This is a genomic window from Pseudomonas oryzihabitans, from assembly GCF_006384975.1.
Classification (GTDB): Bacteria; Pseudomonadota; Gammaproteobacteria; order Pseudomonadales; family Pseudomonadaceae; genus Chryseomonas; species Chryseomonas psychrotolerans_B.
Map to the genome: position 1 here is coordinate 584,511 of NZ_CP021645.1, position 14,019 is coordinate 598,529.

The 14,019-nt window shown below is 67.0% G+C and carries 14 protein-coding genes; all 14 read left to right on the top strand.

Features of this window, described 5'->3' with window-relative positions:
* Positions 1 to 5: 5 nt before the first annotated feature.
* The 14 genes from CCZ28_RS02635 (at position 6) to CCZ28_RS02700 (ending at position 13,949) form a co-directional block, all read left to right on the top strand.
* On the top strand, positions 6 to 815 hold the full coding sequence (locus CCZ28_RS02635) for an ABC transporter permease (RefSeq protein ID WP_240795267.1): 810 nt from the start codon (positions 6 to 8) through the stop codon (positions 813 to 815).
* Positions 812 to 1,528, top strand: a complete 717-nt coding sequence (locus tag CCZ28_RS02640; RefSeq protein WP_140215665.1) for an ABC transporter ATP-binding protein — start codon at positions 812 to 814, stop codon at positions 1,526 to 1,528. Before CCZ28_RS02635 ends, CCZ28_RS02640 begins: the two co-directional genes overlap by 4 nt.
* 118 nt (positions 1,529 to 1,646) lie before the next feature.
* Positions 1,647 to 2,384, top strand: coding sequence for an ABC transporter substrate-binding protein (locus CCZ28_RS02645; protein ID WP_140215667.1), 738 nt, complete (start codon positions 1,647 to 1,649; stop codon positions 2,382 to 2,384).
* A gap of 162 nt (positions 2,385 to 2,546) precedes the next feature.
* The gene (locus CCZ28_RS02650; protein ID WP_140215669.1) at positions 2,547 to 3,230 is read left to right on the top strand and encodes a TerC family protein; all 684 of its coding nucleotides are present in this window, start codon (positions 2,547 to 2,549) and stop codon (positions 3,228 to 3,230) included.
* A gap of 167 nt (positions 3,231 to 3,397) precedes the next feature.
* Complete coding sequence (locus tag CCZ28_RS02655) at positions 3,398 to 4,411, top strand: ABC transporter substrate-binding protein (protein ID WP_140215671.1); 1,014 nt, start codon at positions 3,398 to 3,400, stop codon at positions 4,409 to 4,411.
* 25 nt (positions 4,412 to 4,436) lie between these two features.
* Positions 4,437 to 5,318, top strand: coding sequence for a TauD/TfdA dioxygenase family protein (locus tag CCZ28_RS02660; protein ID WP_140215673.1), 882 nt, complete (start codon positions 4,437 to 4,439; stop codon positions 5,316 to 5,318).
* Positions 5,319 to 5,331: 13 nt separating this feature from the next.
* Positions 5,332 to 6,213, top strand: a complete 882-nt coding sequence (locus CCZ28_RS02665; RefSeq protein WP_140215674.1) for an ABC transporter ATP-binding protein — start codon at positions 5,332 to 5,334, stop codon at positions 6,211 to 6,213.
* Positions 6,214 to 6,228: 15 nt separating this feature from the next.
* Positions 6,229 to 7,095 (top strand): ABC transporter permease, encoded by an 867-nt coding sequence (locus CCZ28_RS02670; protein ID WP_140215676.1) that lies wholly within the window; start codon positions 6,229 to 6,231, stop codon positions 7,093 to 7,095.
* A 593-nt stretch (positions 7,096 to 7,688) separates the two neighbouring features.
* Positions 7,689 to 8,045, top strand: coding sequence for a hypothetical protein (locus CCZ28_RS02675; protein WP_140215678.1), 357 nt, complete (start codon positions 7,689 to 7,691; stop codon positions 8,043 to 8,045).
* 320 nt (positions 8,046 to 8,365) lie between these two features.
* On the top strand, positions 8,366 to 9,454 hold the full coding sequence (locus tag CCZ28_RS02680; protein WP_140215680.1) for an LLM class flavin-dependent oxidoreductase: 1,089 nt from the start codon (positions 8,366 to 8,368) through the stop codon (positions 9,452 to 9,454).
* Positions 9,455 to 9,523: 69 nt separating this feature from the next.
* Positions 9,524 to 10,471 carry an ABC transporter substrate-binding protein gene (locus tag CCZ28_RS02685; protein ID WP_140215682.1) on the top strand — a complete coding sequence of 316 codons (948 nt, stop codon included), beginning with the start codon at positions 9,524 to 9,526 and terminating at the stop codon, positions 10,469 to 10,471.
* Entirely contained in the window at positions 10,468 to 11,793 is a 1,326-nt protein-coding gene (locus CCZ28_RS02690; RefSeq protein ID WP_140215684.1) for an LLM class flavin-dependent oxidoreductase, read from the top strand. The genes CCZ28_RS02685 and CCZ28_RS02690 overlap by 4 nt, the downstream gene beginning before the upstream one ends.
* The gene (locus tag CCZ28_RS02695) at positions 11,794 to 12,975 is read left to right on the top strand and encodes an acyl-CoA dehydrogenase family protein (protein WP_140215686.1); all 1,182 of its coding nucleotides are present in this window, start codon (positions 11,794 to 11,796) and stop codon (positions 12,973 to 12,975) included.
* Positions 12,976 to 12,989: 14 nt separating this feature from the next.
* Positions 12,990 to 13,949: an ABC transporter substrate-binding protein gene (locus tag CCZ28_RS02700; protein WP_140215687.1), complete on the top strand. Its 960-nt coding sequence runs from the start codon at positions 12,990 to 12,992 to the stop codon at positions 13,947 to 13,949.
* Positions 13,950 to 14,019 lie beyond the last annotated feature (70 nt).

Here is a 14,019-nt window from a genome sequence, read left to right on the forward strand (position 1 = left end):
ATGAACTGACCCAAGCCGCGCCGCTCGGCCAGACCCGCCGACCTGCGCGTACTGGCAGCGGCCGCTGGCGTGGCGCCGTGCTGCCGCTCGGGCTGGTCGTGGTGCTCGAAGCCGTGGTGCGCCTGGGCTGGTTGCCGGCCTACCAGATGCCGCCGCCCAGCGAGGTGCTGCGTACCCTCTGGCTGCTGGGGGAAGGCGAGTTGTGGCGACACCTGGCGGCCAGCCTGGCGCGGGTCGCCAGTGGCTTCGCCTTGGGAGCGAGCCTGGCTTTGCTGATCGGTGCTTGGGTAGGGCTTTCCCGCCGCGCCGAGGCCTACCTCGATCCGCTGTTCCAGGCGCTGCGCGCCATTCCCAGTCTGGCCTGGGTACCCTTGTTGTTGCTCTGGTTGGGCATCGACGAAACACCCAAGGTCGTGCTGATCGCTCTGGGCGCCTTCTTTCCACTGTACCTGGCGCTGGTCAGCGGCATCCGTGACGTGGATCGCCGCCTGGTGGAGGTGGGACGACTCTATCGCCTGTCACGCCCGGCACTGATCCGCCGCATCCTGCTACCCGCGGCCTTGCCCAGTCTGTTCACTGGGTTGCGCGGGGCCCTGAGCATGAGCTGGATGTTCCTGGTAGCCGCCGAATTGATCGCCGCCACCGCCGGCCTCGGCTATCTGCTCAGCGATGGCCGCGAGACCTCGCGACCGGACATCGTCATCGCCGCCATCCTGGTGCTGGCGGTGCTCGGCAAGCTCAGCGACGAGCTGCTGCTGCGCCTGGAGCGCCGCGCGCTGGCCTGGCGTGATACCTACCAGGGCGGTCAGGGATGAAGCAGCCATTGCTGTCTCTCGACCGTATCGGCAAGGCCTTCTCCGGGCGACAGGTGCTGGAGGGCGTGGAACTGACGCTGGATGCCGGCGAGGTGGTCAGCCTGCTCGGCGCCACTGGCTGCGGCAAGAGCACCCTGCTGTGCATCGCCGCCGGACTGGACGACGACTTCAGTGGCCGCATGACCCTGGATGCGGCCAGCCATGGCGTCGGCGTGGTGTTCCAGGAACCGCGGTTGATGCCCTGGCTGGACGTGGCCGCCAATGTCGGCTTCGCCGACGGTGCCCGGGCCGATCGCGCCTGGATTGCGCAACTGCTGCGCGACATCGGTCTGGAGGGGCAGGGCGCCTTGTTGCCCAAGCAACTCTCCGGCGGCATGGCCCAGCGCGTCGCCATCGCCCGCGGGCTCTATGGTCGTCCGCGCCTGCTGCTGCTCGACGAGCCCTTCAGTGCGGTGGATGCCTTCACCCGCTGGCAGTTGCAGGACCTGGTCCTGCGCTTGGTGGCCCAGTACCACATCGGTGTGCTGCTGGTGACCCACGATCTGGACGAGGCTTTCTACCTGGGCGACCGGGTGCTGGTGCTGGGCGGCGCGCCCTCCCGCGTGCAGCGCCGCTTCGCCGTTGCCGCGCCCCATCCGCGTGAAAGGCGCAGCCCCGCCTTGCTGGCCCAGGCCGCCGAGGCCTATGAGGAATTGCAGCGGCTCAGGGTGTGAGGCAACGAGCACGGAAGGGTCGACGAAGGCGTGCGCAATCGCCCGCGAGCGGGCAGTATCGGATGGCCGCGGCGAGCCCCAGCCGCACCCCGACAATCGACCCCTCCAAGGAGCTTACATGAGCCCATCCGCAGCGGTATTGGCCGAATTGGCCCCCCAGGGCGTTCTCCGCACCGCGATCAACTACGGCAATCCGGTGCTGGCGCAACGCGGCGCCGATGGCGAGCCGGCCGGTGTCTCGGTGGCCCTGGCCCGGGCGCTGGCCGAGCGCCTGGGCGTGCCGGTGCAGTTCACGACCCACGATGCCGCCGGCAAGGTCTTTGCCGCGCTGCAGGAAGACGCCTGGGACCTGGCCTTCCTCGCCATCGAACCGGTTCGCGCGGCGCAGATCGCCTTCAGCGAACCCTACGTCATCATCGAGGGCACCTACCTGCTGCGCGCGGACGATCCGGCCCAGGGCGTGGCCGAGCTGGACCAGGCCGGGCGCCGCATCGCCGTGGGGCAGGGCGCGGCCTATGACCTCTATCTCAGTCGCACCCTGACCCAGGCGGAGCTTGTGCGAGCGCCCACCTCGCCAGCGGCCATCGACTGGTTCGTCGATCAGCGCCTGGACGCCGCCGCAGGGGTGCGCCAACCCCTGGAAGCCTATGCCGCGGCTCATCCGGGCTATCGGGTGCTCGCCGACAGTTTCACCGAGATCCGCCAGGCCATGGCGGTACCCAAAGGGCACGCCGCCGCGGCGGCCTTCGTGCAGGACTTTCTCGATGAGCAACTGCGCAGCGGCCTGGTCGCCCGCGCGCTGGCGGCCAGCGGGCAGGGCGACGTGCGGATCGGCGCGCCCTCGACGGGCGGCTGAGCGGGCGCCCGGCGCCAGGCGGAATCGATCCGCGCCGCCGTTTCGTCGGCTGGATGACAGCTTGGGGCGTTATTCTTGGCGCCGCAGCACGGGTTGGATGAAATCATCGACGCCCCCTGCTGCCAAAAGCCTGTCTCTGCTCCCTGCATCTCGAGGTCGACCTTGCTCGCCACCCTGTCCGATCCTGCCTTTCTCACCGGTCTCCTGCAGATCGTCATCATCGATATCCTGCTCGGCGGCGACAACGCCGTGGTGATTGCCCTGGCCTGCCGGCGCCTGCCCGAGGCGCAGCGCCGCAAGGCCATTCTCGGCGGCGTCGCCGGCGCCGTGATCCTGCGCATCCTGCTGTTGTTCGTCGCCAGCTACGTGCTGGGCTGGCCGCTGCTCAAGGTGGTCGGTGGCGTGTTGCTGCTGTGGATCGGCATCAAGCTGCTGATGCCCGAAGAAGACGAGGCCGACGTCAAGGCCGGTACCACCCTGGGCCAGGCGATCTGGATCATCATGGTGGCCGATGTGGTGATGAGCCTCGACAACGTCATCGCCGTGGCGGGTGCGGCCCAGGGGCATCTGGGCCTGGCCATTACCGGGGTGCTCATCAGTATTCCCATCATCATCTTTGGCAGCCAGCTCATCCTGAAGCTCATGGAAAAGTTTCGCTGGCTGGTGGTGGCCGGCGCGGCCCTGCTGGGCTGGATCGCCGGCAAGCTCATCGCCAGCGACGAACTGCTGCAAGGCTGGCTCGGCACCGGCGACTGGCACTGGGCGCCCTATGTGGCAGGGGCGCTGGGTGTGGCCTTGGTGCTCGCCGTGGGTCAGCTACTGGCGCGGCGCACGGTCACGGCCTGAGGTCTGCGGACCTCTGCGGCGTCCTTCGCGGTAGAACCGAGGTAACGGCGTACGCCCCCGTATGCCGTCACTGCATATCGTTAGTCAAATTCCGTCTTTACCAAAAGTTATAACAGCTCATTAGCCTATAACGCTTTCGGATAGCCGATCGGCACGGGGCGTGGTGGATGAGCAGGGTAGGGAAGGGACTGCGCGGGATCGCCGCACTGATCGGCGCGCTGGGATGGGGCCTTGCGGGCAGTGCTGCCGCCGAGGGCAAGATCAGCATCGCCCAGCAATTTGGCATTGGCTACCTGATCCTCGACGTGGTGCGCGATCAGCAACTGATCGAGAAGCACGGCAAGGAGGCCGGGCTGGATATCCAGGTGAACTGGAACAGCATCTCCGGCGCCACCGCCATGAACGAAGCCCTGCTGGCCGGTTCGTTGGACGTGGTCTCGGCCGGGGTGCCGCCGATGCTGACCGTCTGGGACCGCACCCGTGGCCGGCAGAACGTCAAGGCCATCGCCGCCCTGGGCTCGATGCCCAACTACCTGCTGAGCAATCGCGCCGAGGTCAAGACGATCAAGGATCTGACCGATCAGGATCGCATCGCCGTACCGGCGGCGGGCGTGGGCTTCCAGTCGCGTACCTTGCAGATCGAGACGGCCAAGCTGTTCGGCGACGCCCAGTTCAAGAAATTCGATGCCATCAGCGTGAGCCTGCCGCATCCCGATGCCAGCGCCGCCCTGATGGCCGGCGGGTCGGAAATCACCACCCATTTCTCCAGTCCGCCGTTCCAGTACCAGGCGCTGGAGAATCCCCGGGTTCATCGCATCCTCAGCAGCTACGACGTCCTCGGTGGGCCGGGCACCTTCAATGTGCTCTACACCACCGAGAAATTCCACGACGAGAATCCCAAGACCTATCGCGCCTTCTACGACGCCCTGGTGGAGGCCGCCGCCTTCATCCGCGCCAACAAGGCCGCTGCGGCCGAGACCTACATAAGGGTGGAGAACTCCAAGCTGCCGCTGGCCCTGGTGCAGCGCATCGTCGAGGACCCGGAGATCGACTTCACCGTCGAGCCGCAGCGCACCTTCGTCTATGCCCAGAAGCTGCACGAGCTGGGTGTGCTGAAACACCAGGCTGCCTCCTGGCAGGACTATTTCTTCCCCGAAGCCCACCAGCGTCCCGGCAGCTGAGCCGGACCCCAAAGGAGAAAACTCCATGACCCTCGCCGCACCCCGCCCGGCCGCTGCCCAGGCCTTCGAGATCCGTCCCTTCGGCAACCTGGGCGCCGAAATCGTCGGTATCGACTTGGCCCAGCCGCTCAACGCCGAGGACTTCGCCCGCGTCCATCGCGCCCACCTGGATCACCACGTGGTGGTCTTCCGCGATCAGCGCATCACCCCCGACGAACAGATCGCCTTCAGCCGGCGCTTCGGCGAGTTGCAGATCCATGTGCTCAAGCAATTCCACCTGGCCGGGCATCCGGAGATCCTCATCGTCTCCAACATCATCGAGGATGGCCAACCCATCGGTCTTGGCGACGCCGGCAAGTTCTGGCATTCGGATCTCTCCTACAAGGAGCTGCCGAGCCTGGGCTCCATGCTGCATGCCCAGGAGTTGCCGGAGGAGGGCGGCGATACGCTGTTCGCCAACATGCACCTGGCCTACGACACCCTGCCGGAGGCACTCAAGCGCCAGCTCGAAGGTCTGCAGGCCGAGCATTCCTATACCGCGACCTATGCCAAGCCCAAGTTCGAAGGCAACTGGCGGCCGACCCTGACCGCCGCGCAGCTGGCCGAGGTCAAGGCGGTAGTGCATCCGGTGGTGCGCACCCACCCGGAGAATGGCCGCAAGGCGCTGTTCGTCAGCGAGGGCTTCACCACCCATATCGTCGGCCTGCCGGGGGACGAGTCCCGCGATCTGCTGGCCGAGCTCCATGCCCACAGCGTCAAGCCCGAGCACCTCTATCGCCACCAGTGGCAGCCCCACGACCTGGTGTTCTGGGACAACCGCTCGCTGCTGCACCTGGCGGCCGGCTGCCCCAATCATCTGAGACGCAAGCTGTATCGCACGACCATTCAGGGCGATGCGCCTTTCTAGGGAGGAGACGACCATGAATGCCCCTCTCGCTTCCCGGCCACACCTGACCCTGGCGCAGACCCAACCACTGCTGCAGGTGCAAGACCTCGACCTCGAATACCGCACTCGCGAGCGGCGGGTGCGGGCTACCCACCAGGTGTCCTTCGATGTATATGGCGCCGATCGTTTCGTCCTGCTCGGCCCCTCCGGTTGCGGCAAGTCCAGTCTGCTCAAATCGGTGGCGGGCTTCCTACCGCCGCTGCAGGGCGAGATCCGCCTGGAAGGCAAGCCGATCAAGGGGCCCGGACCGGATCGCATCGTGGTATTCCAGGAGTTCGATCAGCTACCCCCGTGGAAGACGGTGCTGGAAAACACCATGTTCCCGCTGCTCGCCAGCCGCCAGGCCAGTCGCGGCGAAGCCCGCGAGCGGGCGCTGCACTACCTGGACAAGGTCGGCCTGGCACGCTTCGTCGATGCCTATCCGCACCACCTCTCCGGCGGCATGAAGCAGCGGGTGGCCATCGCCCGCGCCCTGGCCATGCAGCCCAAGGTGCTGCTGATGGACGAGCCCTTCGCCGCCCTGGACGCCCTGACCCGGCGCAAGATGCAGGAAGAGCTGCTCACGCTCTGGGACGAGGTGCGTTTCACCCTATTGTTCGTCACCCACTCCATCGAGGAGGCGCTGGTGGTGGGCAATCGCATCCTGTTGCTGTCGCCGCATCCGGGGCGGGTGCGTGCCGAACTCAATTGCCATCAGTTCGGCCTCGAGGATTTCGGCGGTGCCGACTTCCAGAGCACCGCGCTGCGCATCCACAACCTGCTTTTCCCGGATGATGTCCAGACCTTGCCGCCCGAGGTGGCCGACGAGCGCCTGCGTCTGCAGCAGGCCATCGTCCAGGGCCGCATTTCCTATTAGTCTCGAGGTAGACCCATGACTCGACAGCCCCCGGTGCGGGCCGAATACCAGCGCGAGCTCGCGCCTCTGACCGACCTGCCGCTGGCGGTCGAACTGCCCCTGGCCACCCGCCTGTGGAGCCAGGCCTGGCTGCGCAAGCTGGTGATCCTGGCGATCCTCATGCTGGCCTGGGAAGTGGCTGCGCGCTGGCAGGGCAACGATTTGCTGCTGCCCAGCTTCCTGCAAACCGCCGCCGCCTTTTGGGATGGCCTGGTCACCGGTGAATTGCCAGCCAAGGTCGCCATCTCCCTCGGCACCCTGCTCAAGGGCTATTTGTTGGGCGTGGTGCTGGCCCTGGCGCTGAGCGCCCTGGCGGTCTCCACCCAGTTCGGCCGTGATCTGCTCGGCACCCTGACCTCCATGTTCAACCCGCTGCCGGCCATCGCGCTGTTGCCGCTGGCATTGCTCTGGTTCGGCCTGGGCGAGAACAGCCTGGTCTTCGTGCTGGTGCACTCGGTGCTCTGGCCCATGGCGCTGAACACCTATTCGGGCTTTCTCGGCGTCTCCGACACCCTGCGCATGGGTGGGCGTAACTATGGCCTCAGGGGGCTCAGATACGTCGGCTTGATCCTGATCCCGGCAGCGCTGCCGGCCATCGTCTCGGGCCTGAAGATCGGCTGGGCCTTCGCCTGGCGCACCTTGATCGCCGCCGAGCTGGTGTTCGGCGCCTCTAGCGGCAAGGGCGGCCTGGGCTGGTACATCTTCCAGAATCGCAACGAACTCTACACCGACCGCGTCTTCGCCGGCCTCGCCGCGGTGATCATCATCGGCCTGCTGGTGGAAGGCCTGGTGTTCGCCACCCTGGAGCGGATGACGGTGAAGAAGTGGGGGATGCAGCGGTAGGGTATTTTCTGGGTTGTTGGGCTTCGCTGCGCTCAACCCAACCTACAGGTAGCGTCGTAGGTTGGGTTGAGACAGTTCTATCGTCGAAGCCCAACAGATCGCGGGATCTGCTCGGGGAGCGATGGCTCAGCCCTCGCTCGGACCACCCCCTCTCCCTTGGGAGAGGGCTGGGGTGAGGGTGCCCTTCACGTCGGATTCCCAGTGGAAAAAGCTAATGCCGTTCTTCAGGTTACGGTGCTATGGGATCGCTGGGCTGATGACGGCCATGGCCGTCCACCGATGCGGCCGCTCCTACGGCAATATCCATCCCAACGGATCGTCTGAGTCGGGTAGGACAGGGGTTTCTCTGCAGAAGCGAGGAGGTGATGGCATCGAACCTCCGTGTCTTGTGGCAGCCGACGCTCAAGCCGCTGTCCCTCAGTGGCGCCTTGTCCTAGCATCGACAAGTACCTTCCTTGAAGAGGTTCCGCTCATGTACGCCTTCCGCACCGAGCCTTTGACCCCGCTGACCGCGATGCCCTCAGCATCCATGTTGGACGCTGTGACTGCTCTGGCACAGCGCCGGTCTGCTCGGTTCGATAGGAAAGTCGTCCATGTCCAAAGAACTCCTGGGAATTTCCGCCATAGCGCTGATGATCGTTGGCGAGGCTTGCATCATCTACGGTGAACTGGCTGCGGCGCGTCTGGCGTCCACTGCCAGCTTCGACTGGCGCGATGTTTTGCTGCTGGCGCTCTTCGCCTGCTTTTCGGGGCTCTGCCTGCTGCTGGCCTATGCCCTGGGATACCTGGCTACCGGTAATATCTGGCTGGTCGCAGTGGTATCCGTCCTGGTCCTGTTGATCTGGGAGCCGGTTCTGATTTGGCTACTGTTCCGAGAGCTGCCGGGTCGCGGGGCCTTTATCGGTTTCATCCTGGGTGCCTTGGGCTTGGCCGCTACGATTTGGCTTTGAAAGCCGAAGGCTTGAGGCCACGGTGGTTCGCCAACGCGACCACCGCCCCAGGCTAGCCCCGTATCCGTAGGAGCGGCCCATGGCCGCGATAGAGGCACGCACAGGCTTCATCCTGATCACGGCCATGGCGGTCCACCGATGCGCCCGCTCCTACGACATCGTTCGGATTCGAAAATCCAGCTTTAGATGCGCACATTAAATAATTCACGAATTAGTATATGCGCATAAAGAATTTCCCTCTTATACCCCGCCTGCCTAAGGTGGACCCCAGCCAACGCCTTCCCTGAAGGCATCCCTTCACCTCGGCACGGGATCCATCCATGAGCGTTCAATTCCTCGGCATGATCGGCCATCGCCTCACTTCGGAGATCATCGCCCCCTCCGGTCCCATCTTCGACAAGGGCTACGTGACCCGCTTCGCCCAGGCCCATGAGCAGGCCGGTTTCGACCGTATCCTGGTCGGCTACTGGTCCGATCAACCCGATGGCTTCCTGGTCACCGCCCTGGCGGGGCAGGCGACGCAGAAGCTCAAGTTCCTGCTGGCCCACCGGCCCGGCTTCGTCGCCCCGACGCTGGCGGCGCGCAAGCTGGCGACCCTCGACCATCTGCTCGACGGCCGCCTGGCGGTGCACATCATCAGCGGTGGCAGCGACCTGGAGCAGCGCAAGGACGGCGACTGGCTCGACCACGATCAGCGCTACGCCCGTACCGAGGAATTCCTCGACGTGGTGCGCCAGGAATGGACCAGCGCCCAGCCCTTCGACCATGAGGGCGAGCACTATCGGGTGGCGGGCGGCTTCTCCGCCATCAAGCCGCTGCAGCAGCCGAGCCTGCCGGTCTATTTCGGCGGTTCCTCGCCGGCGGCGCTACGGGTGGCGGGCAAGCACGCCGATGTCTTCGCGCTGTGGGGCGAATCCCTGGCCCAGACCCGCGAGACCATAGCGGCGGTCCGTGCCGAGGCGGCGCGCCACGGCCGCTCACCGAAATTCAACGTGTCCTTCCGGGTGATCCTTGGCGAGACCGAGAGCGAGGCCTGGGACAAGGCCGAGGCCATCCGCCAGCAAGCCAAGGCCCGTCTCGACGCCCAGGGTGCGGTGCATCCGGCCAAGCCGGAAGCGGTTGGCGCCCAGCGGCTGCGCGACACCGTGGCCCTCGGTGACCGGGTGGATCGCCGGCTCTGGACCGGCATCGCTGCCCTGGTCGGCGGCGGGCACAACTCCACCGCCCTGGTGGGCACCGCCGAGCAGGTGGCCGATGCCTTGCTGGACTACTACGACCTGGGCGTCGACAGCTTCCTGATCCGCGGCTTCGATCCACTCAACGATGCCGTCGACTATGGCCGCGAGCTGATTCCCCTGACCCGGGAAAAGGTCGCCGCCCGCCTGGCCGGTGCCCGTCGCACCGGTTGACCGCCAGACGCCAACACCTGCGCGACCGTACCCACGGAGCGCTCCCGATGCCCTCGAGGAGACGCCTTCGTGAACAAGGGATTGCTAGTCGCCGCCGGCCTGTTGGCCGGCACCCTCACCAGCCTGGCCCAGGCGGTCACCCTCACCATTGGTGACCAGTTCTACTACAGCAGCACCCTGCTGGAGCAGGCCGGTGAGCTGAAAGACCTGCCGTACCAGATCGAGTGGAAGAGATTCAACGCCGGTGGACCGGTGGTGGAAGCGCTCAATGTCGGCTCCATCGACCTGGGCATCGTCGGCGACACCCCGGTGATCGCCCTGGCGGCCCGCGGCGGACCGGTCAAGGTGGTGGCGGTGACCCGCAATCGCCCGGACGGCACCGCCATCGTGGTCGGCAAGGATTCGCCGATCAAGACGGTGGCCGACCTCGCCGGCAAGCGGGTAGCCATCTGGAAGGGCTCCTGGAGTCAGCAACTGGTCTATTCGGCGCTGGAACAGGCCGGCCTGCCCAGCGATGCGCCGCACTACAGCTACCTGATGCCCACTGAGGCGGTCGCCGCCCTGAGCCAGGGCACCCTGGACGCCACCGCCACCTGGGAGCCCTACGTCAGCATGGTAGAGCGCCAGGGCGGACGGGTGCTGGTCACCGCCAAGGACCTGATGCCGGCCCCGGTCTATGTGGTGGCCAACACCGGCCACCTGGACGAAAACCGCGCCGCCATCGGTGATTTCGTCGCCCGTCTGCAACGGGCCCGCAGCTGGGCGCGTGACCACGTCGACGTCTATGCCCAGGCCTGGGCTAAGCGCAACAACTCCGATCCGGCCATCGCCGAACGCTGGTTCCGCCGCGACGCCACCTGGGTCGAGCCGATCAGCGCCCAGACCCTCAGCGACGGCCAGCGGACCGCCGATTTCCTGGTCAAGGCCGGGGTGCTGCAGCAGCCCTATGACGTCAAAGCGCTCTATGACCAGAGCTTCAACCATTATCTGCAGACGCCCTGGGAGGCTAGCCGATGAGTCGTCAGCTGCACCTCGCCGGCTTCCTGCTGGCCGGCCCGGTGGTCCATAGCCATGCCGTCTGGCGCCATCCCGAGACCCAGGGCGATTTCCTCGACCCGGACTACTACGTGCGGGCCGCCAAGGCACTGGAGGAAGGGCTGTTCGACTTCCTGTTCTTCGCCGACCGCCTTGCGGTGGGCGACCAGCTCGGCGGCTCGCGGGAGACCGCGCTGCGCCTGGGCGCCCAGGACGCGACCCGACTCGACCCGCTGCCGCTGCTCTCCTACCTGGTGGCCCATACCCGCCGCCTGGGCCTGGGCTGCACCCGCTCCACCACCTATTACGAGCCGGCCCATGTGGCGCGGGCCTTCGCCACCCTCGACCACCTGTCCCGCGGGCGCGCCGCCTGGAACATCGTCACCTCGATGAACGACAGCGAGGGGCGCTTGTTCGGCAAAGAGCGCCACCTGGAGCACGATCTGCGCTACGACCGCGCCGATGAATTCGTCGAGGTGGCGGTCAAGCTCTGGCGTAGTTGGGGACCGCAGGCCCTGCGCCTGGATCGGGAGGCGGGCATCCTGGCCGATCCGGCGCAGGTAAGGGCCCTGGATCACCGGGGCGACTGGTTCCGCGTGGAAGGTCCGCTCAATATCCCACGCAGCCCCCAGGGGAGACCGGTGCTGATCCAGGCCGGCTCCAGTGGCCGTGGCCGCCGCTTCGGCGCGCGCTGGGCCGAGGCCATCTTCACCATCCAGCCGAACCTGGGTGCCATGCGCGCCTTTCGCGACGACGTGCGCCGCCAGGTACTGGAGCAGGGGCGCTCGCCCGACGCTTGCAAGATCCTCACCTCGGTGATGCCCTTCATCGGCGGCAGCGAGGCCGAGGCCCGCGCCAAGCAGGAGCGGCACAACGCCCTGGCGCAACCCGAGGTGGGGCTGATCACCCTCTGCTCCCAGCTCAATATCGATCTGTCGCGCTTCACCCTGGATACCCCCTTGGGTGTGGTGACCGAGGTCGGCGACCTGCCACCGGCGGCCGCCGAGAAACTCCTGGCCTTTGGCCGCCAGACCACCCTGGCGGAGCTGGGCCGCAGCTATGCCGCCAGTGTGCGGGTGCCCCAACTGGTCGGCACCGGCGCCCAGATCGCCGAGCAACTGGCCGAGTTGTTCGAGGCCGGTGGTTGCGATGGCTTCGTGATTTCCCCTGGCTACCTGCCGGGTTCCTTCGTCGAGTTCAGCGAGAGCGTGGTGCCGCACCTGCAGCGCCGCGGCCTGTTCCGACGCCACTACCAGGGCGAGACCCTGAGAGACCACCTGGGCCTGGGCCCGCTGGAGGACTAGATGAGCACATCCAAGGATGCCGAGTACTGGCTGGCGCTGGCCCGTGAGATCGGCGCGGAATTCGCCGCTCGGGTGGTGGCCGACGAGCGTGACCGGGTCCGGCCCGATGCCCAGCTGCAACGACTCAAGGACAGCGGTCTGACCAACCTGTTGATTCCCACGCGCCTCGGCGGTGCCGGCCAGCCTTGGTCGCTGGCCACGCGGGTGCTGCGCGAGATCGCCGCCGGCGACGGCTCGGTGGGCCTGCTCTTCGGCTACCACCTGCTCAATACCATCAACCTGCGCCGCGAGCCCCAACCCAGGCGCGATCGCCTGCTGGCCGAGATCGCCGAAGGTCGGCTGTGGCTGGCCGGAGTGGTCAATCCACGGGATGACGACATCCTCGCCACCCCGGTCGCTGGCGGCGGCTTTCGCCTGAGCGGGCGCAAGGGCTTCTGCAGCGGCGCCGCCTTCGCCGATCGGCTGGCCATCAGCGCCCGTGATCGGGAGAGCGGGGCGCGCCTGATGGTCACCCTGCCGGCGGACCGCCCCGGACTGGCCTATGCCGACGACTGGGATCACTTCGGCGTGGCGCGCAGCGACAGCGGCAGCTTCACCCTCACGGAGGTCTGGGTCAGCGCCGAGGAAGCCCAGGTCTGCGACCTGGAGGATGCCGGCGATTTCGCCGCGGTGATCCGCACCCCGGTCAACCAGTCGGCCTTCACTCAGTACTACCTGGGCGCCGCCCAGGGGGCGCTGCGCGAGGCGCGGCGTTATCTGCACGAAGAGGCGCGGCCCTGGGTGCATTCCCTGGCCGAACGCGCCACCGAGGACCAACTGGTGCTGAGCCAGGTGGGCGAGCTGTGGATCGCCCTGCAGGGCGCCGTGGCCCTGGCCGACGCGGCGGCGCGACAGGTGGACGTCTTGCTCGCGGCCGATGACGCCTTCACCGCCGAACTACGCGGCGAGACGTTCGTCATCGTGGCCAGCGCCAAGGTGCTGGCCGCCCGTACCGCCCTGGACGTGACCACCCGGGTGTTCGATGCCCTCGGTGCCCGCGCCACCCACAACCGTCTGGGCCTGGACCGCTTCTGGCGCGACGTGCGCACCCACAGCCTGCACGACCCCCTGGCCTACAAGGTGCTGGAGGTCGGTCGCTTTGCGGTCAACGGCCAGTATCCCGATATCCGCGCCTACACCTGAAGAGAACTCCACCTATGCTGCGCAAGACCCTCGCCGGCCTCACCCTCGGCCTGCTGGCCGCTACCCAGGCCCTGGCTACCACTCTCGTGGTGGGTGACCAGAGCTACAACGCCCGCACCGTGATGGAGGCCGCTGGCGTCCTGACCGACCTGCCGTACCAACTCGAGTGGAAGCAATTCACCGCCGGCTCGCCGGTGGCCGAGGCGCTCAACGTCGGCAGCCTCGACCTAGGGCTGCTGGGCGATGCCCCGCCGCTGTTCCTTGGCGCCCTGGGTGCGCCGATCAAGGTGGTCGGCATCAGCCGCCAGAACCTCGACGGGGTGGCGGTACTGGTCCGTGGCGACTCCAGCATCCACCGCCTGGCCGATTTGCAGGGCAAGACAGTGGCCATCTGGAAGGGCTCCTGGAGCCAGCAGTTGGCGCTGGCGGCGCTGGACCGCGCCGGAGTGCCGCGCGATAAGGTGAACTTCCGCTACCTCAACGCCCTGGATGCCTCCCATGCCTTGGAAGGCGGTTCGGTGGACGCCATCGCCACCTGGGAGCCCTATGTCACCCAGGCCCAGCGCCAGGGTGCGCGGGTGCTGACCACCGCCGAGGGACTGATCCCGGCGCAAAGTTTCGTGGTCGCCAGCCAGGGTGCCCTGGACGACGCCGCCAAGCATGCCGCCATCGCCGATTTCCTCCAGCGCCTGCAACGCGCCCGGACCTGGGCCAACGCCGATCCCGAACACACCCGCCGCTACGCCGCCGCCTGGGCGGAACGCACCCGCGCCGACGCCGCCATCGCCCAGGCCTGGTTCGCCCGGGCGCGTACCAGTGTCGGGCCGGTGACTCCCGCGGCCATCGCCCGGGCGCAGCGCACCGTTGACTTCTTCGCCCGCGAGGGCCTGGTGAAGGGCTATGACGCCAGCCGGTTGTTCTACGACGGCTTCGCGAAGAGCCTGGCGGAACCGGCGCAGACGGCGCAACGCTGAGCAGGGCGCAGCAGGGGAGGCGTTGCGTTATGCTTGGAGCGCATGTCCAGCAGCGGAAAGTCAGACGCCT